Below are 17704 nucleotides of genomic sequence, written 5' to 3' on the forward strand. Positions count from 1 at the left end.
CAGGCGCGCGGCGTCAGCGGGCGGCTTCCAGCAGCGCCACCGGCAGCGTTGCGAACAGGGTCGCGGCCGGGATGGCGGGCCCCGCCTCCACCGTTTCGCCGCCCAGCGTGCTGCTCAGCGAGGAGGCGCCCAGCTCATCCGGCAGCTGCACCGCCGTGTCGCCCCAGCGGTCGGCCGGCACCAGCGGCGTTTCCGCCGGCCCCAGCAGCCCGGCCGCGAGGCGGGTGACGGCCACCACCACGGTCTGGCCATCATGGCGCCGGGCGAAAGCGAGGACGTGCTCCGCCTGGGCGCCGGTGACCTCGAGGGGGATGTACTCGCCCTCGCCGAAGAGTGCCGGCAGGCGGGCGCGCAGGTTCAGGGCGCGCGACACGATCGCCTGCTTCACCCGCCCGTCGCGCCAGTGCGCCAGAAGGGCGGCGGGCTCGGCATGTTCGCGCTCGGCCGCCTGGCGGGCCTCGAAATCGACCGGGCGGCGGTTGTCCGGGTCCACCAGCGAGAAGTCCCAGAACTCCGTGCCCTGGTAGAGGTCGGGAATGCCCGGCGTCGTGCAGCGCAGGATCGTCTGCGCCAGGCCGTTCAGCGCGCCGGCGGGGCTGAGGCGCATGGCGAAGCCCGCGATCTCCTCGCGCATGCGGCTGGCGCGGCCTGGGGCCAGGATGTTGCGCAGGAACTCTTGGCAGGCACTCTCGTAGGCCTCGTTCGGCACGGCCCATTCGGAGCGGCGCTTGCCCTCGCGCAACGCCTTTTCCTGCCAGGCGGCGACGCGGGTGATGAGTGCCTCCACGCCCTTCTCGTCGGACGGGTCGAGGTCCAGCGGCCAGGCGCCCACAAGCGTCTGGTAGAGCATCAGCTCATCCGTCGCGTCCGGCGCCGGGCCGCCCTCGACCTCGCGCTTGAGGCTGTTGTTCAGGCGGGTCCAGCGGGCGAGTGCCGCCGCCCATTCCTCGGGCAGTTCCGAGATCACGGCCAGGCGGATGCGGTTGTCCTCGCCGCGCTTGTGGTCGTGCGTGGCGGTGGTGATCATCTCGCGCGGGAAGTGCTTCTGGCGCTCGCGGCAGGCGGCGTGGAAGGCGGCGGGACTCTCGGTGAAGTGGCTGGGCTCGGAGCCGACCTCGTTGCGCGAGATCAGCCGGCCATAGCGGTAGAAGGAGGTGTCCTCCACCGACTTCGCCGCCACCGGGGCGGAAAGCTGCTGGAAGCGCACCGCGGCGCGCCAGCGTTCGCGCCGCTGGTCAATCGGCAGCGAGCGCGGCAGCTCACCCCCCAGCCAGCTGTCGAGCAGATCGAGCAGCGGGCGCTGGGCGCGGCCGATGGTGCGGCGCGCGCCACTCAGCGCGCGGTCCAGGATGCGGCGGTCTTCCTCGCTGCGGCCGGCCGAGTTCACGTAGAGGCGGTACACCGGGAAATGAACCAGCACCTCGGCGACGGCGCGCCGCAGCGCGGTCAGCGTGAAGTCGCGGGTGGCGAGGTCGCGCGCGCCCACGCGATGCAGCGCGATGGCGGTGCCGTTCAGCTCGCTGGCCAGGTTCTCGCGCAGGATCTGGCGGCGGGCCTCGTGCGCCTCGTCCTCGAAATGGGCGGGGCGGCCGGTGAGGTCGTGCCAGAGCTCCGTCAGCGGCTTCTCGCCGGCCGGGTCGTGGAGGAGGCCGGCCACCTGGTCCATGAAGTTGTAGCCGGTGGTGCCGTCCACCATCCAGTCGCCGCGCAGGTGCTCGCGCGGGGCCAGGATCTTTTCGATCACCAGCAGCGGCTCGCCCTTGGGCGCGCCATCGGGGCGGTGCGGCGTTTCGTTGCGCAGGCGGCGGCGCAGCTTGCGGCAATAGGCGCGCGGGTCGGCCATGCCGTCCACGTGGTCCACGCGCACGCCGTCGATCTTGCCCTCACGATAAAGCTTGAGGATCAGCGCGTGGGTGGCGTCGAAGACCTCGGGCACTTCCTGGCGGAGCCCGCCGAGGCTGGTGACGTCGAAGAAGCGGCGCCAGTTGATCTCATCCGTCGCGGCGCGCCACCAGGCGAGGCGGTAGTTCTGCGCCTCGAACAACCGGTGCAGGCGCTCGTGTCCCGCGGGCGTCTTGGGGTCGAAGGCGGCGAGAACGGCCTCGATGCTGCGCTGACCTTCCGGCGTCGCGGCGTGGCGGGCCAGGGCGCCCCAGGCGAGGTCGGCCGCGGCGCGCACCGCTTCCTGGCGACCGGGCGTGCCGACGCCGGCGAAGAGCTGCGCCAGGCCGGAAAGCGAATCCTCGCCGGTGACGCGCAGCACGTTGTCGTAGGTCGGCGGCGCGATGGGGAAGCGGTGCTCGAAGTAGTGGGCAAAGAACTTGCCCGTCTCGGGCTCGAACTTCAGGGTCAGGTCGCCGGAATCCAGCACCGTGCCGTAGGGCGCGCCAAGGAAGGGCGCCAGCAGCTTGTTGTGCAGTGTGTTGTCGGACGGGTTCCAGTCGATGTCGAAGAAGGCGGCGTAGGGCGACTGCCGGCCCCACTCAAGGACATCGAGCCACCAGCGGTTGTCGGCGCCGCCGACGCCCATGTGGTTGGGCACGATGTCCAGGATCAGGCCCATATCCTCGGCATGGAGGGCTTCCACCAGCCGGTTCAGCGCTTCCTCGCCACCGAGTTCCGGATTGATCACGGTGGGATCGACGATGTCGTAGCCGTGCGTCGAGCCGGGACGGGCCTTGAGCAGCGGCGAGGCGTAGAGATGGCTGATGCCGAGCGCCTTGTAGTAGGGCACGAGCGGCACCGCGTGGTCGAGCGTGAAGTCCTTGTGGAACTGCAGCCGGGCCGTGGCGCGGGGGGTCTCGGGGATCACGTCCGGTTTTCTCCATGGCGCCCGGCGGCGAAGCGGCCCAGGCGTCGGTCACAATCGGGAAGGTCGAGCACTTCGGCCGCCACGGCGGGCAGGCGGCGGCGCCAGTTGGGGTGTTCGTCGGTGGTGCCGGGCAGGTTGGGCTGTTCCACCAGCCCCAGCGCGTCCTCCATCGGCAGCAGCGCCAGGTCGCAGGCGGCGAGGCCCACATGCGCCACCGCGGCGTCGGCGATGGTGGCGGCGTCGTCGGGTGCCGGCATCGGACCGTCGGCCGCGCCGCTCGACAGGAGGCTCCGCCACAGGTTCTCGCGGTCGTGCTCGCGCTCCTCGCGCTGCTCGGAGCCGTCGTTGCCTTTGCCCAGCAGGTGCAGCTTGGCGCGCCAGTCGATGTCGTTGCCGCACCACCAGCCGGCGGCGGTGGGAAGGTCGTGCGTCGTGGTCATCGCGGCGGCGTTGGCGGACCAGCTGGCGGGCGGGGTGAAGTTCTTGTCCTCGTCCTGCTCGAACCAGAGGACGCGCATGCCCAGCATGCTGATGTTGTCCAGCCGGTCGCGGAAGCCTTCCGGCACGGTGCCGAGGTCCTCGCCCACCACCACGGCCTCGTGCCGCTGGGATTCCAGCGCCACGAGGCGGAACATGTCGTCGGAGGGGAACTGCACGTAGGCGCCGTCCTTGGCCTCCGCCCCGTCGGGCACGACCCAGAGGCGCTGGAGGCCCATGGCGTGGTCGATGCGGATGCCGCCGGCGTGGCGCATGGAGGCGCGCAGCATTTCCAGGAAGGCGCCGTAGCCGCCGCCCTTCAGCCCCAGCGGCGAGAAGGCGGTGATGCCCCAGCTCTGGCCCAGCGGCGAGAAGATGTCGGGCGGGGCGCCAACGGTCAGGCCCTGCAGGGTTTCGCGCTGCCGGCTCCAGCTATGGCTGCCGCCGCGGTCGGTGCCCACCGCGAGGTCGGCGATCAACCCGATCCGGGCGCCCGCCTCGGTGGCGGCGCGCTGCGCATCCGCGAGGCCGCGATCGGCCAGCCATTGCAGGAAGACGTGGAAGCCGACCTCGCGCGCGTGGTCGCGGGCGAACTCCGCCACGGCGGGACCCGCCGGATCGCGGAACTGCGCCGGCCAGTCGCGCCATTCCCAGTGCTCCGGGTCCCGGGCGATGAGGTGGGCGTGCAGCGCCTCGAAGCGGGCATGGCTTTCCAGCGCCTCGCCGCCTTCCGCGCGGAAGCGCTCGAAATCGGCGTCGTGGGTGAAGTGGTCGAAGAGGGAGCGGAAGATCGCGAGGCGGGTGCGCGCGACCTCGGGCCAGTCCACCAGCTCCGTCGATTGCAGGGCGGCGTAGCGTTCGCCCAGGCCGGTGGCGGTCAGGGCGGCGCGAAAGGGAACCTCGCCCAGCGCCGCGGCCGGGTCGGCGTGGAGGACGTTGAGGAACAGGCGCGAGGAGGGCGCGTAGGGCGAGAAGCGGTCCGGATCGGCCGAGAACTGCGCGTGTACCGGGCTGATCGCCAGCGCGTCCGCTCCCTTGGTCGCGGCCGCTCGGGCGAACTGCGCCAGCGCCGTGAAGTCGCCGACCCCGCCGTCGCCCTCGCGCCGCAAGCCGTAGAGCTGGACCGACAGGCCCCAGGGGCGGTTGTCCCGGGGGCGTGCGTCACGATCCCCGCGCCGGCGGGCATCGGCGACCGAGAAGCAGCGGTCCGGCGCCACCGCCAGCGTGGTGTCGCGATCGCCCAGTTGCAGGCGGTGGTAACCCGGCGGCAGCTGCACGGCCAAGCGGAGCAGCGCGCCCTCGCGCTCGGCACGGCCGCTGACGGTTTGGCCGTCCTCCTGCGTGATCGTGAACTCCGGCGTGCCGGGAACGCCCAGCAGCACCGGCCGGTTCGCGGCGGCGGTGCAGAGCGGCGGCAGCTCCGCGGCCTGGCGCAGCCGTTCCCGGCTGTCGCGGATCGCCGCCGCGTCGTTGCTGGGCAGGCCCAGCGCCGTGAGGACGGTGCGGATCACCTCGGGCTCGGTGCGCTTCAGTTCGCCGCGCGCGTCCTGCCATTCGGCGGCGACGCCGGCATCCTCCGCGAGAGCGAGGAGGTCCCGGTCGGCGGGGGAAGGGTCGCTCATGGTCCGGAATTCTCTGGCAGGTCGAGCAGCGCCACGGTGCTGTGGGCCGGCAGGGTGCCGCCCGCCAACGCCTCGGCATCGCCCGGGTTGCTCTCGAAGAGGGTGCTGGCACCGCGGGCGGTCAGGCTGACGGGCTCGGCCCCGAGATTGGTGGCCAGCGTCAGCTCGGTGCCGTCGCCCAGGTGGTAGCGGGCGGTGACGGCCTTGGGCCCGACGGCCTCGGCGCCCAGCGAGGTCGCGCCGACGAGGCGGGGCATGATCTCGCGGTGGCGCAGCGCCAGCAGCTCACGGTGGAGGCGCAGCACGGTTGCGTGCTCGCCGGATGAGGCTTCCGCGAGGTCGGGGATCGAGGCGGTGAAGGTCGACTCCGCGTTGGGGTCGGGGATGCGCTCGCGCTTCTCCGGGTCCTGGAAGGCGGCGAACTTGGCGAACTCCTTGCGTCGGCCCTCGCGCACCGCGTCGGCCAGTTCCTGCGTCTGGAAGTCGGTGAAGAACAGGAAGGGCGCGCTGGCCGCCCATTCCTCGCCCATGAAGAGCATCGGGACCTGCGGCGCCAGCAGCAGCAGCGCCGTGGCGGCGCGAAGGGCTGCCGGCTCGGCCAGGGCGGGCAGGCGTTCCCCGAAGGCGCGGTTGCCGACCTGGTCGTGGTTCTGCAGGAACAGCACGAAGGCAGTGGGCGGCAGCTGCTTGCTGGGCTCGCCGCGCCGCTTGCCCAGGTGGGGCATCATCTCGCCCTGGAACAGGAAGCCGTCCTGCAGCACGCGGGCGAGCTTCTCGGCGCCGTTCTCGGCGAAGTCCTCGTAGTAGCTGTCCTTCTCGCCGGTCAGCAGCGGGTGCAGGACGTTGTGGCCGTCGTCGTTCCACTGCGCGTCGAACAGCGGCTGATCGGGCGTGGCGCGCAGCAGGCTGGCGGTGTTGCCCTCGTTCTCGAGCACGAGGTGGACGTGGCGGCCGGTGATTTCGCTGCGGATGCGCGCAGCGAGCTTGCGCAGCCAGCCCTGTTCCGAGATCGCGTGCACCGCGTCGAAGCGCAGACCGTCGAAGCGGAACTCGCGCAGCCAGTAGAGCGCGTTCTCCTCGAAGTAGCTCTGCACCGCGGGCTTCTTGAAGTCGATCGCGGCACCCCAGGGCGTGTGCTGGCCTTCGTCGAAGAAGGTCTTGGCATAGGCGTGCAGGTAGGCGCCGTCCGGGCCGAAGTGGTTGTACACCACGTCGAGGAAGACGCTGAGGCCCAGCGCGTGCGCCTCGTCGATCATGCGCTTGAGCGCGTCGGGCGTGCCGTAGGCGGCGTCGGGCGCGAAGGGCAGAACGCCGTCGTAGCCCCAGTTGCGATTGCCGGGGAATTCGTTGATCGGCATCAGCTCGACAGCGGTGATGCCCAGATCCTTCAGGCGGGGCAGCATCTCGCGGATGCCGTCGAAGCCGCCGCAGGTTCCGGCGTGCAGCTCGTAGAGCACGGTTTCGTGCCAGGGCCGGCCGCGCCAGTCCACCGTCTGCCAGCGATAGGAGGTGGGATCGGTGAGCTCGCTCGGACCATGGACGTCCTCGGGCTGGCGTCGCGAGGCCGGGTCGGGAACGCGCAGGTCATCGCCCACCGCGAAGCGGTAGCGTGCGCCGGGCCGGGCCGCGGCCTCGGTGCCGAACCAGCCGTCGCCTTCCGCCTTCATGGCGATGTCGTGGCCGTCGAGCTCCAGCGTCACGGCGGTGACGCTGGGGGCCCAGAGGCGGAAGCGGGCGTGCTGGCCGTCGGGCAGAAGCTGGGCGCCCCACTGCGTCGCCGGGGTGGAGGGGGATGAGGGCACGTCAGAAATCCTTGCGCCGAGCAGAAGAAGGGAATGGGCGGCCACGGCGACGTCGCGCTCACCGGCGGTGAGCAGGCGCTCCCGCGCTTCGGGCCGGGCGGTGTCGAGAAGCAGCTGCCAGGACAGCGTGGAGGGCGGCAGGGCGAAGCGACGCTCCGCCGCGCCGGGGTTCAGCAGCAGCAGCACGGCCTGGACCGTGCCGTCGGCACCCGCCTCGACGCGGCGCAGCACCAGGCACTGCTCGCTGCCGTGCTGCCAGTCGTTCGGTTGCAGGACCTGACCGGCGCGGTCGAACCATTCGGTGTCGCGCAGGCCGGGCGCCGGCTCCGTCCGGCCATGCGGGAAATGGTCGGGATGCAGCGGGGCCCAGCGGCGGCGCAGCCGGCGCAGCCGCGCCACGAACTCCGTCAGCGCGCGGCCCTCGGGCGAGGCGGCCTCGTTCCAGTCCACCCAGGAGGTGCTGTTGTCCTGGCAGTAGGCGTTGTTGTTGCCGCGCTGCGTGCGGTTCATCTCGTCGCCCGCCAGCAGCATCGGGGTGCCGGCGGAGAAGAACACCGTGGCGAGCAGGGCGCGCTGCACGCGGGCGCGTGTTTCGAGGATGGCGGCCTCGTCGGTCGGGCCTTCCACGCCCCAGTTGCGCGAATGGTTGTCGCCGTGGCCGTCGCGGTTGCCCTCGCCATTGACGAGGTTGTGGCGCGCCTCGAAGGACACGGCGTCGCGCAGGGTGAAGCCGTCATGCGAGGCGGCGTAGTTCACCGTGGCCCAGGGGCGGCGGCGGCGGCGGTCGAACAGCTCGCTCGAGGCGGTGAGGCGGGTCGCGATGCCGGGGCGCATCCCCGCGTCGCCCCGCCAGTAGCGCCGCACGTCGTCGCGGAACCGGTCGTTCCATTCCGCGAAGCCCGGCGGGTGGTTGCCGAGCTGGTAGCCGCCGGGGCCGAGGTCCCAGGGTTCCGAGATCAGTTTCACGCGCGACAGCACCGGGTCCTGGCGGATGGCGTCGAAGAAGCCGCCGTTCGGGTCGAAGCCGTCGCGTTCGCGCCCCAGAACGGTGCCGAGGTCGAAGCGGAAGCCGTCGACGTGATAGGTCGTGACCCAGTGGCGCAGGCTGTCCATCACCATCTGCAACACGCGCGGGTGGCGCAGGTTGACGGTGTTGCCGCAGCCGGTGTCGTTCACGTAGTAGCGGGGGTTGTCGTCGCCCAGCCGATAGTAGGAACGGTTGTCGAGGCCGCGCCAGCTCAGCGTGGGGCCGAGCTCGCTGCCCTCGGCGGTGTGGTTGTAGACGACGTCGAGGATCACCTCGATCCCGGCCGCGTGGAGGCGGCGGACGGCGACCTTCATCTCGCGCACGGAGTTGTTGCTGAGGTAGGCGGGCTCGGGTGCGAAGAAGCCCAGGGTGGAATAGCCCCAATAGTTGCGCAGGCCCTTTTCCACCAGGAAGCGGTCCTGCACGAAGGCGTGCACCGGCAGCAGTTCCACCGCGGAAACGCCGAGCTTGAGGAAATGCTCGATCATGTCCGGGTCGGCCAGGCCCGCGAAGGTGCCGCGCTGGCGGGCGGGGATGCTGTCGCGCCCGATCGTCAGGCCCCGCAGGTGCGCCTCGTAGATGACGGTGTCGCGCCAGGGCGTTTCGGGGTGGCGCTCGTCGCCCCAGGTGAAGCCCTCATCCACCACCACGGCCTTGGGCATGGCGGCGGCGCTGTCGCGGCGATCGAAGCTCAGGTCGGCGCGCGGATGCCCGACGCGAAAGCCGTAGAGCGCATCGGACCAGGCGACCTGCCCAAGCAGCTTGCGCGCGTAGGGGTCGAGCAGAAGCTTGTGCGGGTTGAAGCGGTGGCCGCGCTCCGGCTCGTAGGGGCCGTGGGCGCGCAACCCGTAAACGAGGCCGGGCTGCGCACCGGGCAGGTAGCCGTGCCACACCTCGTCGGTGCATTCCGGCAGGGTGAAGCGCTCGACCTCCTTGCGGCCGGAGGCGTTGAAGATGCACACCTCGATCCGCTCCGCATGGGCGGAGAAGACCGCGAAGTTCACGCCCAGCCCGTCCCAGTGCGCCCCCAGCGGATAAGGGCGCCCGGGGTCGAGACGGTCCGGACGCGCGGCCATCAGGCGCCCGGCAGGCTGGCGGGCGCGGCGGTGGGCAGCGGGGCGGTGGACAGCACCACCGTCGCCAGCGGCGGCAGGGTCAGCAACAGGGAATGCTCCTGCCCGTGCGAGGCGATGGCCTCGGCCTCCACCGTGCCGCCATTACCCATGTTGCTGCCGCCGTAGCGCGCCGCGTCGGTGTTGACGATCTCGTGCCAGGTGCCCTCGGACGGCACGCCGATGCGGTAGTTCTCGCGCGGCACGGGCGTCATGTTGCACACCACCAGCACCGGCGCGTCGCCCCACTCGCCCCAGCGGTAGAAGGCGAAGACGCTCTGGTCGCGGTCGTCGCCGATCACCCAGGAAAAGCCGTCGGGCGAGGTGTCGCGCCGGTGCAGCGCCGGCACCGCGCGGTAGGCGGCGTTGAGGTCGGCCACGAGGTCCTGCACGCCGGCATGGCCCGGATCGTCGAGCAGGTACCAGGGCAGCGAGATGTCGTGGTTCCACTCGGTGGGTTGGGCCAGCTCGATGCCCATGAAGATGAGCTTCTTGCCGGGATGCGACCACATGAAGCCGAGATAAGCGCGCAGGTTGGCGCGCTTCTGCCAGGCATCGCCCGTCATCTTGCCGAGCAGCGAGCCCTTGCCATGCACCACCTCGTCGTGGCTCAGCGGCAGGACGAACCGCTCGGAAAAGGCATAGACCAGGCCGAAGGTCATCTGGTCGTGGTGCCAGCGGCGATTGATCGCGTCTTCCTGCATGTAGTGGAGCGTGTCGTGCATCCACCCCATGTTCCACTTGTAGTGGAAGCCCAGGCCGCCCTCCTCGACGGGGCGCGTGACGCCCGGCCAGGCGGTGGATTCCTCGGCGATCATCAGCGCGCCCGGGCAGCGCTCGTTCACCACCGTGTTCATCTCGCGCAGGAAGGCCACGGCCTCGAGGTTCTCGCGCCCGCCATACTGGTTGGGCACCCACTCGCCGTGCTTGCGGGAATAGTCGCGGTAGAGCATCGACGCCACCGCATCCACGCGCAAGCCATCGACGTGGTAGTGCTCCAGCCAGTGGAGGCCGGACGCGATCAGGAAGCCGCGGACCTCGTTGCGGCCGAAATTGTAGATCAGCGTGTTCCAGTCCTGGTGGAAGCCTTCGCGCGGATCCGAGTGCTCATACAGTGCGGTGCCGTCGAAGCGGCCCAGCCCGTGCGCGTCGGTCGGGAAATGCGCCGGCACCCAATCCAGGATCACGCCGATGCCGGCCTGGTGGCAGCGGTCCACGAAGCGGGCGAAGCCGTCGGGCGTGCCGAAGCGCGCGGTGGGCGCGAAAAGGCCCAGCGGCTGGTAGCCCCAGGAGCCGCCGAAGGGGTGCTCCATGATCGGCAAGAGCTCGACATGGGTGAAGCCCATGCGGGTGAGGTAGGGGATCAGCCGGTCCGAAAGCCCGTCCCAGTCCGGTGCCTCGTTGCGGTCGCTCTTCCACCAGGAGGTCGGGTGGACCTCGTAGATCGCCATCGGTGCGTCCGGGGCGCCGGCGGCAGCGCGGCGCGCCATCCATTCCGCATCGCCCCAGCTATGGGGCGCCGGGTCCACCACGATGGAGGCAGTGGCTGGTGCCAGCTGCGCGGCCAGCGCCACCGGATCGGCCTTGAGCGGCTGGATCCTGCCGTCATGGCCGCGGATCTCGTACTTGTAGACGGTGCCGGGCGTCAGGCGCGGGATGAACAGCTCCCACACGCCGGCCTCGACGCGCTGGCGCATGACGTTGCGGCGGCCGTCCCAGGAGTTGAAGTCGCCCACCACCGAGACGCGCTGCGCGTTGGGGGCCCAGACGGCGAAGCGGACGCCGGGCACGCCGTCGACCGTGGTGGCCTGGGCACCGAAGACCTTGCCCAGCTCGCGGTGGCGGCCCTCGGCGAAGAGGTAGAGGTCCATCTCGCCCAGCTGCGGGCCGAAGCTGTAGATGTCCTCGGCCTCCTGCACGCCGCCCGGCCACTGGATGCGCAGGCGATAGGGGACCTCGCGGCTCACCGGCCCTTCGAACAGGCCGGCGGGATCGGTCTGCTGGAGGCTGGCCAGCACCTCTTCGCCCTCGCGGGCCACGACCTCGACGGTCTGGGCACCGGGCAGAAAGGCGTGGACCCAGCCGCCATGGGGGCCGAGCACGGCGAAGGGATCGCCGTGGCGCCCCTCGATCAGGGCGCGGGCGTCGGCTTCACTTCGCATCGGGGATCAGCCTCTCGACGATCGCGGCCAGGCCGCGCAGGGGCAGGGGAAGCCAGGCGGGCCGGTTGGCCGCCTCGTAGCGGATCTCGTAGGCCGCCTTCTCGATCAGGAAGAGGTCGAGCAGCGCCTGTTCGCTCGCCTCCGGTGCCCAGCGGTTCGGGGCGGCACGCTCCACCGCGCGATAGGCCTGGAGGAAGGCGTCGGAGGCCTCGCCCCGGAAGCGTTCCAGCAGCGCCATCCGGCGCTCCGGCGGGGCGGCGTCGCCCGCACCGGTGACGCCGGTCTGCGCCGCGGCCGCGGCGGCGTAGTCGAAGGAGCGCAGCAGGCCCGCCACGTCGCGCAGCGGCGAGCCCTTGGCGCGGCGTTCCTCCAGCGAGCGCGCGGGCTCGCCCTCGAAGTCCACGATCACGGCGTCGCCCTGCGAGACCAGCACCTGGCCCAGGTGGAAGTCGCCGTGGACGCGGGTCTTCAGCGCGCCGGCCGCGGACTGCGCCAGGCGGCCGACCACCTCGCGCAGCGCCTCGGCCTGGGAGACCAAGCGCTGCGCCAGCGCGGCGTCGGCCTCGTTCAGGTCGCGCACCTGCCGCAGCAGATCGAGCGCCGGGTCGAGCTGCGCCAGGGCACCGTCGCGCCAGGCGGCACGGTCGGCTTCCTCCGCTTCCGCCGGCGAGAAGGCCGGGTTGGCGGAGGGGCGGGCCAGCACGGCGTGCAGTTCGGCCAGCCGGCGGCCGAGGGCGGAAGCGAAGCTGAGATAGCCCGCGAAGACGTCCTGCGCCGGGTTGTCCGACAGCGCGGCCTCGTCCACCGCGCGGCCCAGCCAGTCCAGCGTCCAGCCCCAGCCGTCGCCCTGGTTACGCACGAAGCCCTGCAGCAGCATCAGCGTCACGGGAGTGCCGTCGGGTGCGGTGCGAACCACCTCGCCCAGCAGCGGCGCGATGTTCTCGAAGCCCGCCTCCGTCAGGTGGCGGGTCATTTCCGCTTCCGGGTGGATGCCCAGCGCCAGCTTGCGGATGATCTTGAGCACCAGCTGGTCGCCGATGATCATGGAGGAGTTCGACTGCTCGGCCGACAGGCGGCGCAGCTCAGGCTCCGCCGGCAGTTCCATTGCCCCGAGGCGGTCGCTGCCGATGAAGCGGATCGTGCCGTCCTCGCTGTCCACCGAGGCGCCGTTGCGGAAGTTCTCGACCGCGCCGCGGGCGAAGTCGTCGGAGGCGAAGGCGTCGGTCAGGTAGCCGACGCGGCGCACCTGCCGGACCCGCGACACCGCGAGCTGATAGGCCAGCGGGCTGGCGCTGTCGTCATCCTCCACCGCGGCGAGCGGCAGGCAGTAGCGCTCGGTGCGGCCGGGCAGCTTCGCCTCGATCTCGGCCAGCAGCACGTAGCGGGCGCCCGGCATCGGCGCCATGGCGCGGAGTGCCACGCCTTCCAGCGCCTCGCCCTTGGCGGCGAACCAGCGGCGCTTGGGCAGGTAGCTGGGCAGCACTTCGCGCTCCAGCTCCCGCTTCTGCGCTTCGCCGAAGGCCGTGGCGGTGGCGGGGAAGACCAGGGTGCGCAGGTCGGGCAGCGGCTCGGGCGCCTTGACGTGCCAGGGCGGCAGCGCCTGCTCGGTGGCCAGCACGAACCAGTAGAAGCCGTAGGGCTGGATGGTCAGCAGGTAGGTGAGCTGCCCGATCGGCGGGAAGGCGGTGCCGCCCAGCATCTCCACCGGCACGCGGCCGGCGAAGGCGGACAGGTCCAGCTCCACCGCCTGCGCCGCGCGGCTGAGGTTGAAGACGCACAGGATGGTCTCGCCCTCGTGCTCGCGCAGGTAGGCCAGCACCTTGCGGTTGCCGGGATAGAGCAGCCGCATCTCGCCGCGACCGAAGGCGCGGGACCGCTTGCGGGTGGCCAGCATCCGCCGCGTCCAGTTGAGCAGCGAGTGCGCGTCGCGCATCTGCGCTTCAACGTTCACCGCGTCGAAGCCGTAGAGCGGATCCTGGATGGCCGGCAGCACGAGGCCGGCGGGGTCGGCCTTGCTGAAGCCGCCGTTGCGGTCGGGGCTCCACTGCATCGGCGTGCGCACGCCGTCGCGGTCGCCGAGATAGATGTTGTCGCCCATGCCGATCTCGTCGCCGTAGTAGATCACCGGCGTGCCGGGCATGCTCATCAGCAGCCCGTTCATCAGCTCGATGCGGCGGCGGTCACGCTCCAGCAGCGGGGCCAGGCGGCGGCGGATGCCGAGGTTGATGCGCGCGCGCTTGTCGGCGGCGTAGGTGTTCCAGAGGTAGTCCCGCTCCCGATCGGTGACCATCTCCAGGGTGAGCTCGTCGTGGTTGCGCAGGAAGATCGCCCACTGGCAGCCCTCGGGGATGTCCGGGGTCTGGCGCAGGATGTCGCTGATCGGGAAGCGGTCTTCCTGGGCGATCGCCATGTACATGCGCGGCATCAGCGGGAAGTGGAATGCCATGTGGCATTCGTCGCCCTGGCCGAAATACTGCTGCGTGTCCTCGGGCCACATATTGGCCTCGGCCAGCAGCATGCGGTCGGGGTATTCCTCGTCGACCTTGCGGCGCAGGATCTTCAGGATCTCGTGCGTTTCGGGCAGGTTCTCGTTGGTGGTGCCGTCGCGCTCGATCAGGTAGGGCACGGCGTCGAGGCGCAGCCCGTCCACGCCGGCGTCGAGCCAGAAGCGCATGGTGTTGAGCACTTCCACCATGACGCGCGGGTTGTCGAAGTTCAGGTCCGGCTGGTGCGAGTAGAAGCGATGCCAGAAATAGGCTTTGGCTTCCTCGTCCCAGGTCCAGTTCGACTTCTCGGTGTCGAGAAAGATGATGCGCGTGCCGCTGTACAGGTCGTCACGGTCGGACCACACGTAGTAGTCGCGCTCCGGTGAGCCCGGCGGCGCCTTGCGGGCGGCCTGGAACCAGGGGTGCTGGTCGCTGGTGTGGTTGATCACCAGCTCGGTGATGACGCGAAGCCCGCGGCGATGCGCCTCGTCGATGAAGCGGCGCGCTTCCTCCATGGTACCGTAATCGGGGCTGACATCCCGGTATTCCGAGATGTCGTAGCCGTCGTCACGGCGCGGCGAGGGGTAGAAGGGCAGCAGCCACAGCGTGTCGACGCCGAGTTCCGCGATGTAGTCGAGCTTCTGGATCAGCCCAGCGAAGTCGCCGATGCCGTCGTTGTTGCTGTCGAAGAAGCTCTTGATGTGCAGCTGGTAGATGACCGCGTCGCGGTACCAGTGGGGGTCTTCGGACATCGTCATCTCGTGTTCTCAGGTGCCGGCCGGGCGCACGCGCCAGATGGCGAAGGGAAGGTCGTTGGGGTCGAGGCGCAGGTGCTGCGTCTTGCCCTCGAAGCGGAAGCGGTGGCCGCGCATCAGGTCCTCCGCCTCCAGCACGCCGTTGTCGGGCAGGCCCCACTCCCAGAGCGGAACCTCGAAGCTGGCATCCTGCACGTTGAAGGGGTCCATGCTGATCGCGACCAGCAGGCAGTTGGCGCGGTCCGGCGTGTTCTTGCCGAAATACAGGACGTTGTCGTTGAAGGCGTTGTGGAAGCGCGCGTTGAGGTGCGTCTGCAGCGCCGGGTTCTCGCGCCGGATGCTGTTCAGGCGCGTGATCTCGGCCACGATGTTGCCGGGGCGCTCGTAGTCCCAGGCGCGGATCTCGTACTTCTCGCTGTCGAGGTATTCTTCCTTGCCCGGGACCGGCGTGGCGTCGCACAGCTCGAAGCCGTTGTAGACGCCCCACAGACCCGACAGCGTGGCGGCCAGCGCCGCGCGCAGGAGGTGCGCCGGGCGGCCGCCGGTCTGCAGGAAGCGCGGATTGATGTCGGGCGTGTTGACGAAGAAATGGGGGCGGAAGAAGTCGCGCGGCGCGGTGGTCGCGAGCTCCGTCACGTAGTCCTGCATCTCCGCCTTGGTGTTGCGCCAGGTGAAGTAGGTGTAGCTCTGCGAGAAGCCGGCCTTGGCCAGGCGGTACATCACCTTCGGGCGGGTGAAGGCCTCGCTGAGGAAGATGCTGTCGGGGTACTTCGCCTTGATGTCGGCGATCATCCATTGCCAGAAGGGCAGCGGCTTGGTGTGCGGGTTGTCGACGCGGAAGGTACGGATGCCGCGGTCTGCCCAGAACATCACCGCGTCGCGCAGCGCCACCCACAGCGAGGGCTTGGCGCCTTCGGCGTAGAAGTCGACGTTGACGATGTCCTCGTACTTCTTGGGCGGGTTCTCGGCGTAGCGCAGCGAGCCGTCCGGGCGCCAGTCGAACCATTCGGGATGCTCGCGCAGCCAGGGATGGTCCGGGGCGCACTGGATGGCGAAGTCCATTGCCAGCTCCAGCCCGTGCTCCACGGCCGCGAGGCGCAGCGCCTCGAAATCCTCGAAGGTTCCGAGCTCGGGGTGCAGCGCGTCGTGGCCACCGGCCTCGGAGCCGATGGCGTAGGGGCTGCCCGGATCGTTCGGGCCGGGCGTGAGGGTGTTGTTGCGGCCTTTGCGGTTCTTGTGCCCGATCGGGTGGAAGGGCGGGAAGTAAAGGACGTCGAAGCCCATCGCCTTGACGCGCGGCAACTGGGTGATGACGTCGCGGAAGGTGCCGTGGCGGTTGACGTCGCCGCTCTGGGAACGGGGGAAGATCTCGTACCAGCTGGCGAAGCTGGCCGCGGTGCGCTCGGCATCGACGGGGAAGGGGCCGGCGCGGAAGCGGTGCGGGCGGTCGTCGGCGGTTGCCATCAGCGCGGCGGTGTCGGCAGAGAGCAGCATCGTCAGCCGCTCGCCATCCGGGGCGTTCACCAGCGCGGCCGCCAGGGATTGCAGCCCGGCCTGGGCGTCCGAGGCACGCTCGGCCGCGGCGGCCACCAGCAGGCGGCCTTCCTCGAGCTCCAGGTGGATCGGCACGCCGGCCGCGTGCTTCTTGGTCACCTCGTCGCGGAAGGCCTCGAAAACGTCGATCCAGCCTTCCACCGCGAACTGATGGAGGCCCAGGCGCTCCAGCGGGAAGCTCGCGGTCCAGCGGTCGTTGGGCAGGGCACGCAGGCGGACCTCGTGCCAGTTCTCCTCATCCGCCGCGCGCCAGAGCAGGGCAGCGGCCAGCTTGCCGTGGCCATCGGTGAAGACGTCGGCCTCCACGGTCACGAGCTCGCCCACCGTGCGCTTGGCGGGGAAGGCGCCCTCGTCCACCGCCGGCGTCACGGCCTCGATGGCGATGCGGGGCCACTCGACCGCGGCCGCGGCCGGGATTCGCGCGGGTTCGGGGATCAGCACGGGCACCCCGCGGCCGGTGCGCAGGGTGCGGACCTCGCCCGGTTCCAGCGTCACCGGGGTGCCGGGTGTCAGGTCGCGCTCAAAGGTGCCGAGCATGCCGCCCAGCATCGGCAGCAGCGTTTCGGGCTGCAGCGTGGCGGCGACGCGCAGGCTGGAGTTCACGAGGATCAGCGTGGCGCCCCCGGCCGCGCGGGCATCCGCCCCGTCGACGCGCAGCAGCGCCGTGACGGCGGCACCCGGGGCGGTGAGCTGTTGCAGCGCCCCGCCGGCGCCCCGCGCGGCGGCGGCCACGGCGTTGGCGGCGCGGAGGTCTTCCGACAGGTCATAGGGCGCGTGCTCGCGCAGCCACTGCCAATCCCCCGGGCGGCCTTGCGCGGCGTCCAGCGGCGTGCGGGCGCCGAACTCGAAGCCCATGGGCACCAGCAGCCCGTCACCGAAGGCGGCGGCGAAGGCCAGCGCGCGGCGCGCGGTGCGGGCGCGCAGCACCGGGTCGCCCTGGTCCGCCGCCACGCGCGCGCCGGTGGGCGCTTCCGGAAAGGCCACGGGCGGCGCCACGGCGAGCAGCGCCTCGCGCTCCTCCATCAGCCAGGGCGAGGCGTAGTCCCACCAGGCGGCCGAGGAGGCGGTGGCGGCGAAGCCCAGCCCGCGCAGCGCCGCGAGGTCGGAGCGCGCGGTGCCCACCGTCCAGGCGATGAAGCGGCAGTCCGGCACCGCGGCGATGAGGCGGCGCCAGGTGTCGGGCGGCACGGCGGCCGGCATCTCGCAGCGGAAGGCTGCGACGCCGGCGGCGGCCCAGCGTCGCAGCCGGTCCTCCCACCAGCCGATCAGCCCATCATGGTGCAGGTCGGTTTCCACCGTGCCGCGCAGCGCGGGCAGCTCGCGCGGGTCGGCGCGCCCGGCGCCGTTGTCGCGGAACCAGCCCGGCTCCTGCGTGCGCAGGGTGTGGTCGTCGGCGAAGCGGTTCAGCACGAGGTCGAGCGTGAGCGTCAGCCCGGCCTCGCGCGCGGCGGCGGCGATGCGGGCGATGGCGTCGGTGCCGTCGCCAGGCGCTTCCAGCAGCGGGTGGGCGCGGTCGTGGTCCGACACGAAGAAGGGGTGGCCCGAGCGCCCGGGCGCCAGCGGCGGCGGCATGGCGACGGCGCGGAAGCCCAGCGCGGCGATGCGTTGGAGCTCACCCGACCAGTCCCGCAAGGGGCCCAGCAGCGAGGGGAGCAGGTAGTAGGTGGACGGCTCAGTGCGGGTGGCGTCGGTCATGAATTCCCAGGGCGCTTCCGTGTGGCCGACCGCGGGGCGATCGACGGCTGAGGACAAAGGTTCATTGCAGGCAGGGCGGGCCCGGCCAAGCGACGAACCCCGCAACAGCGCGTGAGGCGCGTGAGGGGTTCGAGGGTGCAACGCGGGCTTCGTGGATCGGTTGTCCGCCGGCGGGAGGATAGTTCCGTGAACCGCCCCGG

At 71.1% G+C, this 17704-nt stretch carries 6 protein-coding genes; all 6 read right to left on the reverse strand.

The window, feature by feature from the left end; all coding sequences use genetic code 11:
- Positions 1–13 precede the first annotated feature (13 nt).
- The 6 genes from treY to ACFFGY_RS10070 are packed head-to-tail and all read right to left on the reverse strand — an operon-like array spanning position 14 to position 17504.
- Complete coding sequence (treY, locus tag ACFFGY_RS10045) at positions 14–2812, reverse strand: malto-oligosyltrehalose synthase (RefSeq protein ID WP_377044343.1); 2799 nt, start codon at positions 2810–2812, stop codon at positions 14–16.
- Positions 2809–4911: a 4-alpha-glucanotransferase gene (gene malQ, locus ACFFGY_RS10050; protein WP_377044344.1), complete on the reverse strand. Its 2103-nt coding sequence runs from the start codon at positions 4909–4911 to the stop codon at positions 2809–2811. Before malQ ends, treY begins: the two co-directional genes overlap by 4 nt.
- Complete coding sequence (gene glgX, locus ACFFGY_RS10055; RefSeq protein ID WP_377044345.1) at positions 4908–8816, reverse strand: glycogen debranching protein GlgX; 3909 nt, start codon at positions 8814–8816, stop codon at positions 4908–4910. The genes malQ and glgX overlap by 4 nt, the downstream gene beginning before the upstream one ends.
- Complete coding sequence (gene glgB, locus ACFFGY_RS10060) at positions 8816–11014, reverse strand: 1,4-alpha-glucan branching protein GlgB (protein ID WP_377044346.1); 2199 nt, start codon at positions 11012–11014, stop codon at positions 8816–8818. Before glgB ends, glgX begins: the two co-directional genes overlap by 1 nt.
- Positions 11004–14258 carry a maltose alpha-D-glucosyltransferase gene (gene treS, locus ACFFGY_RS10065; RefSeq protein ID WP_377044347.1) on the reverse strand — a complete coding sequence of 1085 codons (3255 nt, stop codon included), beginning with the start codon at positions 14256–14258 and terminating at the stop codon, positions 11004–11006. Before treS ends, glgB begins: the two co-directional genes overlap by 11 nt.
- Positions 14259–14267: 9 nt before the next feature.
- A complete protein-coding gene (locus ACFFGY_RS10070; protein ID WP_377044348.1) occupies positions 14268–17504 on the reverse strand; it encodes a maltotransferase domain-containing protein in 3237 nt (1078 codons plus the stop codon).
- Between the last annotated feature and the right edge of the window lie 200 nt (positions 17505–17704).

The sequence above is a fragment of the Roseomonas elaeocarpi genome (assembly GCF_042433915.1).
Classification (GTDB): Bacteria; Pseudomonadota; Alphaproteobacteria; order Acetobacterales; family Acetobacteraceae; genus Roseomonas; species Roseomonas elaeocarpi.